General features: G+C 67.1%; 8 protein-coding genes. 5 read left to right on the forward strand and 3 right to left on the reverse strand.

The genetic code is table 11. The annotated features are described in order from the left end of the window. Nucleotides 1-260 precede the first annotated feature (260 nt). A complete protein-coding gene (locus ADK57_RS22945) occupies nucleotides 261-2,561 on the reverse strand; it encodes an alpha-L-fucosidase (RefSeq protein WP_063785990.1) in 2,301 nt (766 codons plus the stop codon). Nucleotides 2,562-2,962: 401 nt separating this feature from the next. Between ADK57_RS22945 and ADK57_RS22950 the strand changes: the two genes are divergently transcribed. The 5 genes from ADK57_RS22950 (at nucleotide 2,963) to ADK57_RS22965 (ending at nucleotide 10,491) form a co-directional block, all read left to right on the forward strand. Beyond that, nucleotides 2,963-4,402, forward strand: a complete 1,440-nt coding sequence (locus ADK57_RS22950; RefSeq protein WP_053751396.1) for an RICIN domain-containing protein — start codon at nucleotides 2,963-2,965, stop codon at nucleotides 4,400-4,402. Between the two features lie 1,104 nt (nucleotides 4,403-5,506). Beyond that, nucleotides 5,507-7,459 (forward strand): alpha-L-fucosidase, encoded by a 1,953-nt coding sequence (locus ADK57_RS22955; RefSeq protein WP_053751397.1) that lies wholly within the window; start codon nucleotides 5,507-5,509, stop codon nucleotides 7,457-7,459. A gap of 112 nt (nucleotides 7,460-7,571) precedes the next feature. Then, nucleotides 7,572-7,709, forward strand: coding sequence for a hypothetical protein (locus ADK57_RS50030; protein ID WP_159050129.1), 138 nt, complete (start codon nucleotides 7,572-7,574; stop codon nucleotides 7,707-7,709). A 28-nt stretch (nucleotides 7,710-7,737) separates the two neighbouring features. Next, nucleotides 7,738-9,168 carry a glycoside hydrolase family 43 protein gene (locus ADK57_RS22960; RefSeq protein WP_053751398.1) on the forward strand — a complete coding sequence of 477 codons (1,431 nt, stop codon included), beginning with the start codon at nucleotides 7,738-7,740 and terminating at the stop codon, nucleotides 9,166-9,168. 225 nt (nucleotides 9,169-9,393) lie between these two features. Then, nucleotides 9,394-10,491: a GH12 family glycosyl hydrolase domain-containing protein gene (locus ADK57_RS22965; RefSeq protein WP_053751399.1), complete on the forward strand. Its 1,098-nt coding sequence runs from the start codon at nucleotides 9,394-9,396 to the stop codon at nucleotides 10,489-10,491. A gap of 193 nt (nucleotides 10,492-10,684) precedes the next feature. On the opposite strand, the gene ADK57_RS22970 is transcribed toward ADK57_RS22965, so the two are convergent. Both ADK57_RS22970 and ADK57_RS22975 read right to left on the reverse strand, forming a co-directional pair. Beyond that, nucleotides 10,685-11,641 carry an expansin EXLX1 family cellulose-binding protein gene (locus tag ADK57_RS22970; RefSeq protein ID WP_078973287.1) on the reverse strand — a complete coding sequence of 319 codons (957 nt, stop codon included), beginning with the start codon at nucleotides 11,639-11,641 and terminating at the stop codon, nucleotides 10,685-10,687. 243 nt (nucleotides 11,642-11,884) lie between these two features. Then, a complete protein-coding gene (locus ADK57_RS22975; RefSeq protein WP_053751401.1) occupies nucleotides 11,885-13,651 on the reverse strand; it encodes an alpha-L-fucosidase in 1,767 nt (588 codons plus the stop codon). Nucleotides 13,652-13,791 lie beyond the last annotated feature (140 nt).

Consider the following 13,791-nt stretch of genomic DNA (forward strand, 5'->3'; position numbering starts at 1 on the left):
GAGACATCGGATGGATTTATATTAGTGCGGTGGTAGTCACGTCTAGGGGTGAGATGAAAATCCCTGGCAGAAGGGATTCTCTAGCGGATTCTCGAAGGTGGCGGGAGCATGAAGGGCGGCTCCGCCGACGAGGTCGCGTCATACATCGGATCTATATGTGGGTCGACTCCGTCGGAAAGGCGAGAACACACGGGGTGGGGAGAGCGGTCGAGGGCGAGGGGGCCGCGCCGCAGTGGCACGGCCCCCTCGCCGGCACGCCGTCACAGGGCGATGAGCTGCCAGTCCTGGTTCGCTCCGTCGGTGGTGGGCCACTGGATGACCTTGACACCGTCCGTGGTGGAGGCGTCCTTGACGTCGGCGCACCATCCGTTGCGGACGTTGACGAGCCGGTAGTAGCCGCTGGTCTGGGAGGGGACCAGTTTCCACCACTGGTTGTCGCCGCCGCCGTCGGTCGACTGGTCCAGGGGCGCGCCCTTGAGGGAGTTGTCCGGGCTCTCCAGGGCCTTGCCGCTGCGGGCGTTGACCAGCCGGTAGGAGCCGTCGGCATTCGGCAGCAGTTTCCACTGCTGGTTCGTGCCGCCGGTCCAGGGCCACTGGATGATGAAGGCGCCGTCGGCGGGCGAGGCGTCGCTGACGTCCATCGCCTTGCCGCTCTTGCGGTTCACCAGCCGGTAGGTGCCCAGATCCGCGGTGAAGGGCCGGTCGTAGACCTCCAGGCTGCGAATGGACGCCCATACCGTGGCAGGGAGCCCGGTGACCGTCACCCGTACGTATCGGGCCTGCGCCCGGAAAGCGGAGACCTGCACCTGGCTGGTGCTGGTGGTGGCGGTCCGGTCGGCGAGCGTGGTCCAGGTGCTGTTGTCGGTGGAACCCTCGATCCGGTAACGGTAGTTCGTTGCGTCCAGCTCCCAGGCGATACGGGTACCGGTGAGGGACTTGGTGGTCCCCAAGTCCACCTTCAGCCAGTGTCCGGTGTTGCCGTTGCTCGCGCACCAGCGAGTCGCGGTGGATCCGTCCACGGCCTTCGCTGCGGTGTTTCCCTTGGAGGTCTCCTCGCTGCTGGCCGAGGCCGTCCTGCCGGCGGCGACGTCGGCGGGCTGCACGGAGCGGTCCAGCGTCACGCCGACGACGCCGTCCTCGGGAATGCGGGTGCGGTTGATGCCGGTGATCGTCACCTTCCCGTCCGCGTCCACGGTGTACGACAGGTCGGCACCCGACGCGACGTCGAAGACGCGGGTCACCTTCGCGTCCCCGATCGAGGGTGTGGTGAAGCCTGTGCCGCTGTAGCCGGGCAGCAGGTGGATGTAGAAGGTGCTGCCCTTGGACGTGTAACCGTACTGGCCGTCGACAGGCTGCCAGGGGCCGCCGCGGGTGCCGTAGACGGCCTCGCCGCAGGTGGTCATGAAGGAACCGATCCGGCGCACCAGGTCGGCCTGGGCGGTGGGGACCACGCCGGTGCGGTCCGGTCCGACGTTGACCAGGCAGGTGAGGTTGCGGACCCAGGCGTTGACCAAGATGTTCATGGCCGTGCCGAAGCTCATCACGCTCGTGCCGGCCTTGTAGCCCCAGGCACCGCCGATGGTGAAGCACTTCTCCGCGACGCGTCCGGTGCGGATCGCGCCGGAGGGCACGGAGGGGCCCTCCTCACTGGTGAAATCGCCGATCCAGCCCGAACGCAGGGTGGTGACGATGTCCGGCTGGTGCTTGCGCACCAGCCCGGTCAGGCCCAGCGGCTTGCCGGTGGCGGGGTCGGTCTCGCTGTAGGCGGAATCCACCGGCCACTCGTTCGCCGGGTCGCGGAACTTGCCCGGCTCCCAGAAGAAGGCGGCGGCCGCGTCGGAGCCCTGCTGGCCGAGCCAGCCGCCGTCCCACCACAGGTCGTCGATCTTGCCGTATTGGGTGACCAGCTCCCTGACCTGCTGGTACAGCTCATTCTTCATGATCCGCGCGTTCTCTTTGTGCGCGGGATCCGTGGTGTAACCCCACTTGTTGGGCAGGCAGTTGGTGCCATTGACGTCGTAGTAGCCCGGGTAGCGCCAGCTCAGCGGCGAGACGTACAGGCCCACCTTCAGACCGGCGTTGCGTACGGCGGTGACGTACTGGCCGATGAAGTCCTTCTGGAGCGGGGCCTGTCCGGCGTGCCAGGCGTTCGGGTGGGTGGACGGCCACAGCGCGAAGCCGTCGTGGTGGCGGGCCGTGAGCACCGTGTACTTCGCGCCCATGTCCTTGGCCAACTGGGCCCAGTCGGCCGGATCGTAGGCGCTCGCCGTGAACTGCTCGCCGGTCGCGTCGGTGACGTACTTCCTGTAGTTCTCCGGGGTGACGGCGGCGTTCTCCATGTACCACTCGCCCTTGGCCGGGCCTGAGTAGACACCCCAGTGGATGAACATGCCGAGCTTGGCATCCTGCAACCACTGGATCTTGTCGTCGGGCTGCTGTTCGACACCCAGGTCGAGCTTGGGGATCCGCAGCGGGGGGAGCGGGAGTGGCTGGGGAGCGGCGGCGTAGGCGGGGATCGCCAGGGTGGGGGTGATGGCCGCGGCGGCCGTCATGGCCGCCATGCCGCCAAGCACTCTTCGGCGAGTGATCGGCTGTGACAAGGTCTTCTCCTGACTGTCCGCAAGACAGCACACAGGTGCTGCGGCTCAGTGTCGGGGCCGAACAGATCGGATGGGTCACCTCGGAGACGGCGAGACACAGGGGAGCCGCACGGAGGCGTGTGTTTCACCTAGGTGACATCGGATGTATTAATCAGCAACAGACCGTGTTGTGTCTAGGGGGCTGCCTCGAAATCTCGTGCAAATTGCAGTACTTCGGGTCGCAGAGAAGAGGTCGGGCTTCCGAAGACATCGGATGTGTCATCGAGTCGAGGGCGTTGACGAAGCCTCATTTCCCACCTACCGTCCTCAAACGGAGTCGCACACAACCAAACAAATCACAAGCCTCATTGAGGTGGACCCAGATGCTCCGACGCGCCCTCACCTATGTGTTGGCCGCCCTCCTGAGCTTGACCGCCCTACTTGTCACCGGCTCCCCCGCCCAGGCGTCCACGGTCACCATCACCAACGCCACCCAGTTCACCGACACCACCGGCACCGTCGTCCACGCCCACGGCGGCGGGGTGATCAGAGTCGGCTCGTACTACTACTGGTTCGGCGAGAACCGCAACGCCGACAACACCTTCAGAGCCGTTTCCGCCTACCGCTCGACCGACCTGAAGACCTGGGAGTTCAGGAACAACGTCCTGACCCAGGCCAGCGCCCCGGAGCTGGCAGTCGCCAACATCGAGCGGCCCAAGGTCATCTACAACTCCGCCACCGGCAAGTTCGTGATGTGGATGCACAAGGAGAACGGCACCGACTACACCCAGGCCCGCGCCGCCGTCGCCGTCTCCGGCACGGTCGACGGCGACTACACCTGGCGGGGCAGTTTCCGGCCCCCGTCCGGCACCACGTCCCGCGACATGACCCTGTTCAAGGACGACGACGGCACCGGCTACCAGATCACCTCCGCCGCCGGCAACGCCGACCTGCAGATCTGGAAACTCAGCGCCGACTACACGGCCTACGAGAGTCTGACCGCCAACCCCTGGGCCGGTACCTTCCGCGAGGCTCCGGCGCTGTTCAAGCGCAACGGCGTCTACTTCATGCTGACCTCCGGCAACAGCGGCTGGAAGCCCAACCAGCAGAAGTACGCCACCGCCGGCAGCATCGCCGGCCCCTGGACGGCCATGACCGACATCGGTGACGACACCGGCTACGGATCCCAGACCACGTTCGTGCTGCCCGTGCAGGGAAGCTCGGGCAGCTCCTACCTCTACATGGGCGACCGCTGGGGCAATTCCATGGGCGGCACGGTCAACGACTCGCAGTACGTCTGGCTTCCGCTGACCTTCCCGACCCAGACCACCATGAACCTGCCGTGGTACCCGCAGGTCGCCCTCGACAGCGTGGCCGGTACGGTCACCGGCGTGGGCGGCGGCCCGTACTACAACCTGGTGGCCCGGCACAGCGGCAAGTGCCTCGACGTCTCCGACAACTCCGCCGCCGACAGTGCGGTCACCCTCCAGTACACCTGCATCGGCGGCCTCAACCAGCAGTGGCGGACCAAGGAGGCAGGCGACGGGTACGTCCAGATCCTCGCCCAGCACAGCGGCAAGTGCCTGGACGTCGCGAACGGCTCCGCCGCTGACGGCGCCTTCGTGAACCAGTACCGCTGCACCACCGGCACCAACCAGCAGTGGCAGTTCCAGGACCAGGGAGGCGGCTACTACCGGCTCGTCGCCCGGCACAGCGGCAAGTGCCTCGACGTGGCGGACGCTTCCACCGTCAACGGCGCACGCCTCATCCAGTGGCCCTGCGGCACCGGCGCCAACCAGAAGTTCCAGCGGCGCGCGGCGTGACGACCGTCCGGGTGCGGACGACAATGTCCGCACCGAGACGGGAACAAGCAGGTCATCACGGCAGTGAGCGTGGCCGCCCTCGTCTTCCGGGTCTACCCGGAGGCAGAGACGGAGATCGCCCAGACGGTCCTGGCACCCGATATCAGCGACCGGATGGCGGTCGTCGCGAGGTGACCCCGCCCGCACTGCCGGCGCATTGCCCGAGCCGCGACATGGCGCAAGGTCCGCCACGCGGACACGGTCGGCGCGGCCGTGGTCGGGGCACGGCGCCGCCCGCCGCGGTCACGAGGGTGACGTGCTGGTCGCCGGCCCGGCCAAGAGCGGCCCTGGGAGGTCAAGTCCCAGGCCGTGCCGGATGTTCGACGGCCTTGCCCGGGGACCAATCGCGTACGGCGGCGAAGCAGGAGCAACCTCCTCGAGCCGTGCCGCCAGGTGACAGAAGTGAATGCCGAGGCACCGAGGCCGACGGCAAGGGCTGCCATCGAGGGCAGGATCTCGGTGGCGCGGCTGGGGCCCGCATCCGCAGAGCCCAGTCACCCTCTTCACTCGACCTGTCGGACCAAACACATCCCATGTATCGGGCCACTTACCTTGAGACTCAAGCACGCCCGACTGTTGCAATCTCGGTGTGATCTGGTGATTTCTGTCGAGACCCTAGACAGACCCCTCACTGGTGCCCGTTAATACATCCGATGTTGCTCCGCCCGAACACCCGCTGTGCGTAAGGCCTGTCATGACACCGTGTGCTGTCCTGCGAACTGCCAGGAGAAGAAGGGAAGACCTGCCGCCCAGCACGCGCCGTAACGCTTGTGCCGGGCGCCTCACTCAGGGCGTTCACGCCGCTCCCCACCTGATCCGCACCCAAGCCGCAGCCCGCCCTCGGGCGGTACCACGTCCTGCGAGCGGCTCTCTTCCCGGGCGACGACGGCGCGGCCTGTCAGTTCACCTGGCGGGCCGGCCTGTACGTCGCTTCGTCCGACGCCGATTGCGCCTCCCAGGGCAGCCCTGTCGCCTGCGGCCCGGCACGCCCCGACACCCGGGCCGCCGTCGACTGCCCCAGCACGCCGTCACCGCAAGCAATGCCAACGATCCCAGGAGTGGGCCATGTCCTCACCAAAAGTGTCTCGCCGTACGTTTCTCGGTGCTGCGGGGGTGGCGAGCGCCGCGACCGCTCTGCCGCTCATCCCCGGCTTCTCCGGCCTGTTGTCGCAGGCGTTCGCCGCGGACACCCAGACCAACCTCAGCAAGATGGTCGACATGCGGTTCGGCATGTTCAACCACTTCAGCCTGGGCACGTTCACCAACGAGGAGTGGGCGGAACCCAACCAGAGCCCCACCCTCTTCGCTCCCCCGAGTGTCAACTGCGCGCAGTGGGCCGACGCGGCGGTCGCCGCGAAGATGAGCTACGGCTTCCTGACCACCAGGCACCACGACGGCTTCGCCCTGTGGCCGAGCGCGTACGGCACCCAGAACGTCGCGAACAGCTCGTACAAGCACGACGTCGTCCAGGCGTACTGCGACGCCTTCCGGGCGAAAGGATTGAAGGTCGGGCTGTACTACTCGGTCTGGGACCGTACCTTCGGCGTCGAGGCATGGGAGAGCCGGCACAAGGTGTCCGGGCTCCAGATCACCGATGCCATCCACCCCAGCCACATGACCTTCGTCCTCGGTCAGATCCGCGAGTTGCTCACCAACTACGGCACCATAGACATGTTCATGACCGACGGTTACGCATGGCAGATGGGGCAGCAGGCCGTCTCCTACCAACAGGTCCGTTCGCTGGTGAAGGAACTGCAGCCGGACTGCGTCATGATCGACCTCGGCGGACTGTCGGAGCCCTTCCTCGGCGACGCGATCTTCTTCGAGGAGCCGCTGGGCGTCACGGCGCCGGCGGGCAACACCTACGCCGGTATGCAGGGGCAGACCATCAGCAACGGCTGGTTCTGGCACCCCTCCACCCCGACCGAGGGCCTCATGAGCAAGGACGCGATCCTCTCGCACCTGGCCGACCTGGAACCGAAGTACACCTCGTTCATCCTCAACTGCCCGCCCAACCGCAACGGCCTGCTGGACACCAACGTCGTCAACCGGCTCGCCGAAGTCGGCACGGCATGGAGCCCCAACGCTTCCAGGCCGCCGCTGCCCACCCAGCTGCTGCGCGCCGAGCATCCCGTCACACCGGTCAACGCGTACGCCACCGGCTTCCACACCGGCGAGGGTCCGTTCAACGCCATCGACGGACTCAGCGACGCCCGCTACGAGACGTGCTGGTCGACCTGGGGGCTGCCGGCGCCGCTGCCGCAGTCCATCACCATCGACCTCGGCGGTGTGTGGAGCAACGTCTCCACCCTGGAGTATCTACCCAAGCAGTGGAGCCGCAACAACTCCACCGACGGCGACATCACTTCCTACACCATCCTGACCAGCACCGACGGGGTCAACTTCACCCAGGTCGCCACCGGCACCTGGGCCGGCAACCGTAAGACCAAGGTGGTCGAGTGGCCCAACCGGAACGTGGGCTTCGTACGGATCCAGGTCACCGCGGCCACCGGCGGCTACGCCAACATCAGCGGCGTCAGGATCGGCGGCCGGTCGGTCAAGCCGGCACTGGTGTCCACCACACTGCCCGGCGACGGCACCGTCTACCGGCTGGTCGCCCGCCACAGCGGCAAGGCCGCCGACGTGGAGGGCCAGCGCACCACCGACAACACCAAGGTCCTGCAGTGGCCCTGGCTCGGCCAGACGAACCAGAAGTGGACCTTCATCAAGACCGGCGACGGCTACTACAAGATCAAGGGTGTGGGCAGCGGCAAGCTCATGGAGGTCCAGGGGCTCTCCCGCGCGGACGGCGGCACCGTCGGCATCTGGGGAGACGCCGGCGCCCCCCAACAGCACTGGGCCGTCACACCCACCGGCGACGGGTACTACTTCCTCATCGACCGCTACAGCGGGCTCTGCCTTGCCGTCGACGAGGGCAGCACCACCAACGGAGCCGCCATCGAACAGCAGCCGTATACGGCACAGACGCACCAGCAATGGCAGATCACCCCCTCCTGACCCTGCCTTTCGCCCCTCGCCTCCACGGCCTGTAGCGAGGAGCAGCGGTGACGGCCCTCTGCGGGCCCGGGGCGCTTGGGCACCCCGCGCCCGCAGAACGTGTGCCTGATTCATGCTTCCGCCGAGGCGGCGGCGGCACCCGGGCAGGTTCTTCGGCGCCATCGACTGGTGGGGCATCGACGGCAGCGTGGTCACCGGCGACGTCCGGCCGCGCTTCATCGGCTTCACCCAAGACCCCCACTCTCATTGAGGCACCCGTAGAAAGACAGGGAATGCACATGTCCGCTGTTCTCGCACGGCTGTCGGCGATATTGGTCGCCGCCTGCCTGCTCTTCACAGCCCAAGTTGTGACCACGCCCCAGCGGGCCGCCGCCGCCGATCCGGGCTATCTGATGACCCACTTCATCGGCGACGGGGCGACCGGTCAGCAGATCTACTTCTCGCACAGCGCGGACGGCCTGAACTGGACCGACCTCAACGGCGGCGGGATGGCCCTGCGTTCCACGGTGGGGACGCGTGGGGTGCGTGACCCCGCCCTGGTCCGCTCGCCCGACGGGAGCAAGTACTGGATCATCGCGACCGACCTGTGCATCGGCTGCGGGCAGTCGTGGGGCGACTCCATGTCCAACGGCAGCCGCAATCTCGTGGTGTGGGAGTCGACGGATCTCGTGACCTGGTCGCAGCCGTGGCTGCTCAACGTCGCCGGCGCGATCCCCGACGGACGCAACGCGTGGGCGCCGGAGGCGATCTGGAACCCGGCCACCAACGACTACGTTCTGTACTGGGCGACCAACGCGACCCTCAACGGCGTGCTCAAGCACCGCATTTACTACGCCCGCACGAGCGACTTCCGCACCACCACAACCCCGCAGCTCTACATCGACCGTGCCGGCACCCAGAACATCATCGACACCCAGATCGTCGAGGTCCCCTCCGGTGTCGGCGACTACCGCTACGTACGGGCCTCCGGCGACGGACAGATCACGCTCGAGGGCAGCAACTCGATCCTCGGCACCTGGACCAACCTCGGCAACCTCTCCGGCATCGGCCTGACCGGCGCCCAGGTGGAAGGCCCGATGTGGATGAAGTTCCGTGATCGCAACGAGTGGACCCTGTACCTCGACCAGTACGCCTCCGGACGCGGCTACATGCCGGTCACGACGACCAACCCGTCCGCCTCCTCCACGTACCGGCTCCCAGCGTCGGGAAGCTACAACCTGGGCGGGACCACCAAGCGCCACGGCTCGATCCTGAACCTGACGGCCGCCGAGGACAGCCGCGTTCAGGCCCGCTGGCCCAACACCGCGATCAACCGGCTTCAGTCGTTCAACTTCCCGGACCGGTACGTGCGGCACACCGACTTTGACGTGCGCATCGACCAGAACATCACCGGCCCGGACGCCCAGTTCCGGCTGCGGACCGGCCTGGCGGGCACCGGCACCGTCTCCTTCGAGTCGGTCAACTTCCCCGGCTACTTCCTGCGGCACTCCAACTACGACTTCCAGCTCGCCTACAACGACGGCACCACCCAGTTCGCCGCGGACGCCACCTTCCGCCGGGTCGCCGGGCTCGCCGACCTGGCGTGGTCCTCGTTCCAGTCGTACAACTACCCCGACCGGTACATCCGCCACTACGCCTACCAACTCCGCCTCGACCCGATCAGCACCGCAACAGGACGCAGCGACGCCACCTTCCGGGTGACCAGCTGACCTGAGGGGCATGCCCCCTTCCAGCACGCGATGCCTCTTCCGTCGGACCCCAGACAGAACTGGTCTGCGTACGGGCCGCCGCTATGCCGAGGAAGTCGAACGCGGCCCCGAAGCCCGTCCCGAGTGATCCGCCGGGATCCGTCCCTCGGCCCTGCCAAGCGGGACCGACCCCGGCGGTCACGCACCGCGTCAGCAGGTCACGACAGCGGCGGGTAGGCGTTCCGCATCAACTGCTGGAACTGGGCGCTCACCTCGCTCGTCTCGCTCGCCGCGCTTCTGACCACAGCGCCAGTGGCGCAGGCCGACACCACGATCTGCCAACCCTTCGGTGCAACGACCATCCAGGGCCGCTACGTGGTTCAGAACAACCGCTGGGGCACCAACGCCACCCAGTGCATCGCCGTCACCGACTCGGGGTTCCGGATCACCCAGGCCGACGGATCCGTCCCCACGAACGGCGCTCCGAAGTCCTACCCGTCCGTCTACAACGGCTGCCACTACACCAACTGCTCGCCCGGCACCAAGCTTCCCGCTCAGCTCAGCACCGTCTCCACCGCGCCCACGAGCATCTCCTACAACTACGTGAACGACGCGGCGTACAACGCCTCGTACGACATCTGGCTCGACCCCACGCCCCGCACCGATGGCGTGAACCGAACCGAGATCATGATCTGGTTCAACAAGGTCGGATCCGTCCAGCCCATTGGCTCCCCGGTCGGCACCGCCACCGTGGCCGGGCGCGAGTGGCAGGTGTGGTCCGGCAACAACGGCTCGAACGACGTGCTGTCGTTCGTCGCACCGTCAGCAATCACCAACTGGACCTTCGACGTCATGGACTTCGCCCGGCAGGCTGTCTCCCGGGGACTCGCGCAGAACAACTGGTACCTGACGAGCGTTCAGGCGGGGTTCGAGCCCTGGCAGAACGGCGCGGGCCTCGCCGTGACCTCGTTCTCCTCCACCGTCGACACGGGCTCCTCCGGTGACCCGGGCAGTCCTGGAGGCTCCACGGCCTGCAAGGTGGCGTACTCGACGAACGCCTGGCAGGGCGGCTTCACCGCCGACGTCACCATCACCAACAGCGGCTCCTCCCCCGTCAGCGGCTGGAAGCTCGCGTTCACCCTCCCCTCCGGGCAGCGGATCACCAATGCCTGGAACGCGAACCTGTCCGGGGTGTCAGGAGCTGTCACCGCGAGCAACGTGGCCCACAACGGAGAGGTGGCGTCCGGCGGCCAGGCGACCTTCGGGTTCCAGGGCACCTCCAGCGGCACCTTCTCCAAGCCCTCCGGCTTCAGTCTGAACGGCACCGCCTGCACCACCGTGTGACACACGTTCACCCTCCGGGACCCGCCCGGTCCCTCCGCGCCGACTGGCGGTCCCCGACGGCCGCAGAGCGCCCCCGGCTCCACAGTGTTTCGCCCCCTCCGTCAAAGCCGACGCCGTGCCCGGATCGGCCTTCTCGCCCGCGCCGGCCCCGGTCAATGGCTGGTTCGGAGGGGGCTCACTGTGGGCGGCGGGGTCAGTGCCGGGCGAACTGGGCCCCCGTCGACTGCACGACGTCCGGCCGCAAGGCGATGCCGTTGATGGTCAGTTGTTCTCCGTAGATGTCGGTGAGCCTGATCGCCTTGCCGCATCCGCTGCCGTCGGGAGAGAGGAAGTAGTTGTAGTCGGTGCGGGTCAGTTGGCGCCAGCCGCCGCCTGTGCTGACCTCCAGCCGGGCGAGCGGGTTGCGGTGCCCGATGGCCTGAACACCGCACCAGTAGGGGCTGGATCCGTTCTTGTAGCGGATCGAGATCGTGCCCGCCGAGCTGGGGCTCACCAGGCTCCAGGTGATCGCGATCCGGCCGGTCGAGACGGGGGCCAGCTTGGCGAAGGCCTGTTCGCTGAGGTCGAGTTGTCCCGGTGCACAGGGCAGTGGGCATTCGTTGGTGATCCGGACCGTGACGGAGGCACCGTTCGCCGCGCGAACGAGTATGTATGCCCCGCAGGCCTTGGACGTCTCGTAGTCGGTGGTGTTCATCGCCGCGATCATCATGTCGCCGCTCGGGCCGTACGAGCAGGCGCCGTCCCCGACCCCGGCCTTGTAGACGGTGGCGACTCCCGGGTAGGTGACTTTGCCTCGGATCCGTCCGGCCAAGGACGACGTGGTGGACGTCTTCCCCGGTGGCGCCGATGACGGCGTCCCCGACGGGGAAGCGGAGGCCTTCGGTTTCTTGGCCCCGGCCGACGGGGACGCGGAGACTTTGGACGGGGAAGGTGTGGGGGACTTCTTCTTCTCGGGCCGTGCCGGTGGGTCAGTCTCCTGGGAGTTGGCGACGGCCGTGGCTGGAGCCCGCCCGGCATCCTCCTTGCGGTCCGGCTGCATCGCCATGGCCAGGCAGACGAGGAGACCTGTGACGACCAGCCCCGCGGTAGTGCCCACCATCAGCCGGCGTCTGCGCCTGCGCTGCCGCGCGGCCTGGCGTGTTTCTTGCATGTCCATCCGTTCGAAGAGCGTGTCGCTTGCACTACTCAGTGGCCACAGGTGGCGCAAAGGTTGCCGCCGATTTTTCGGTCGGGCCGGGTCCGGGACATGAACAGCCGGACGGCAGCGCTGGAGACGGCGTTTGTGACGACCACGTGCTCCCGCCCAAGAGCCCTTGGACGGGAGCACGGCCATCTTGCACAGGTCACTGCGGCTCCGGGGTGGCGGGCGCAGGGCGCGCCACCCCGGGGCCGCTCAGCCGACCTTGGTCATGTTCCACTGCTGCGGGGCGCCGCCGTTGGGGGTCCACTGGATCATCTGGGTCCAGTCCGCGCCGTTGTTGGAGTTGTCCAGCGCCTTTCCGCTGTGCCGGTTGATGAGCCGGAACGCGCCGCCGCCCAGCGCGGTGACGGCCCACTGCTGCTGACGACTGCCGTTGTCGGTCCGCTGCACCATCACCGCGCTGTCGGAAGTGCTGTTGTTGTCGTCGAGGGCCTTGCCGCTGCGGACGCAGACCAGCTTGTAGTAGCCGTGGCCCAGGTCGGTGACCGTCCACTGCTGTGGTGTGCCGCCGTTGACGCTCCACTGGATGATCGGGGTGCCGTCGCTGCCGGTGTTGCCGTTGTCGAGGGCCTTGCCGCTCTGGGCGCAGACCAGCCGGTAGACACCGCCTGCCAGGACGGCCGGCATGCCGTTGACCTCCACACAGACCACGGAGTCGTTCGCGTTGGGCGCCGTGGCCGGCACGCTGACGTTGATCTGCCCGCCGCTGACCGAGTAGTTGAGGTTGGTGCCGGGGTTGTTCATCAGGTAGACGCGGTTGATCGTGTTGTACACCGCCGGAATCTGCAGGGTGCCGCCCGTGGGCCAGTTGAAGACATGGGCGAAGAGCTTGCCGTTCTTCTTGGTGATCTTGCCCCAGGACGGCTCGGTGGCGAAGGGGCTGCCGCTGGTGCCGTGGATACTGTCGCTGTGGGTGGCCATCCACGAGGCCAGGCCGTTCAGAATGGTCACGGATCCGGCGGTCATGGAGCCGTCGCCCTTGGGGCCGATGTTGAGCAGGTAGTTGCCGTCCCGGGAGATGACGGTGACCATCTCCCGGATGATGTCCTTGACGGGTCGGTAGAGGTTCTCCGCCCAGTCGGTGTAGCCCCAGTTGCCGTTCATGGTGGCGCAGGTCTCCCACGGCCGGTCCATCGGCGCGTCGGGAACCGTCTGCTCCGGACAGGCGAAGTCGCCAAGACCCTGGTCGCGCTTGACACGTTCGTTGACGACGAGGCCGGGCTTGCGCGCCATCAGCCAGGCGTACAGGTCCTCGCCGTCGGACTTGGTCCACCAGTCGCACCAGTCGCCGTCGAACCACAGGACGGCCGGGTCGTAGCGGTCCAGCAGTTCCTGCAACTGACCCTTCATGTCGTTGATGTAGCCGGTGCGGGCCGCCGCGGAGATGGTCGAGGTCCAGTGCTCGGGATCACAGGTCTGCGAGGGGTGGTTCCAGTCCATGATCGAGTAGTAGAGCCCGAACTTGACGCCCCGGTTCGTGCACTCGGTCTTCAACTGGGCCAGCAGGTCGGGCTGGAAGCCGCTGTAGTCGTGCAGGTTGTACTGCTTGGTGCCGCTGGTGTCGGTGAAGCCCGCGACGTTGGAGTCCCACATCGCGTAGCCCTCGTGGTGCTTGGAGGTGATCACGACGTACTTCATGCCGGCGTTCTTGGCCAGTTCGGCGATCTGGGCGGCGTTGAAGGTAGACGGGTTGAACTGCTTGCTCACGTTGTTCTGCCAGTCGGCCTTGGACCAGTGGTTCTGGCTGAACTCCCACTCACCCTTGCCGTAGTAGGAGTAGGACCCGAAGTGGATGAACATCCCGAACCGGGCCTGGTACCACCAGTCCAGCTTCGAGTCGACGGCGTAGGCCTCGGCCGTGGCGGGCCACAGGGCCTGCGGCAGACCGAACGCCACGGTACCGCCGGCGAGGGCTGCGGCCTTGATGAGGGAGCGCCTGCTGAGGGGGGCGAAGGACATCGTGCGGCTCCTGGGGGGTGAAGGACACAGGGGTCGGCAAGTGCATGTCGGCAACTGCTTGTCCGTGACGCCGCACACACGGCGGAGTACGGCGGCTCGTGTCCGCCGGGACTCGACCAGCCTCGCTGTCATCGGATGTA

The organism is Streptomyces sp. MMG1533, assembly GCF_001279775.1.
Lineage (GTDB): Bacteria > Actinomycetota > Actinomycetes > Streptomycetales > Streptomycetaceae > Streptomyces.

Excerpts from the sequence above, each read along its gene's own strand:
- ADK57_RS22975 (WP_053751401.1), bottom strand. The coding sequence starts at position 13,651 with ATGTCCTTCGCCCCCCTCAGCAGGCGCTCCCTCATCAAGGCCGCAGCC.
- ADK57_RS22970 (WP_078973287.1), bottom strand. The coding sequence starts at position 11,641 with ATGCAAGAAACACGCCAGGCCGCGCGGCAGCGCAGGCGCAGACGCCGG.
- ADK57_RS22955 (WP_053751397.1), top strand. The coding sequence starts at position 5,507 with ATGTCCTCACCAAAAGTGTCTCGCCGTACGTTTCTCGGTGCTGCGGGG.
- ADK57_RS22950 (WP_053751396.1), top strand. The coding sequence starts at position 2,963 with ATGCTCCGACGCGCCCTCACCTATGTGTTGGCCGCCCTCCTGAGCTTG.
- ADK57_RS22960 (WP_053751398.1), top strand. The coding sequence starts at position 7,738 with ATGTCCGCTGTTCTCGCACGGCTGTCGGCGATATTGGTCGCCGCCTGC.
- ADK57_RS22945 (WP_063785990.1), bottom strand. The coding sequence starts at position 2,561 with ATGGCGGCCATGACGGCCGCCGCGGCCATCACCCCCACCCTGGCGATC.
- ADK57_RS50030 (WP_159050129.1), top strand. The coding sequence starts at position 7,572 with ATGCTTCCGCCGAGGCGGCGGCGGCACCCGGGCAGGTTCTTCGGCGCC.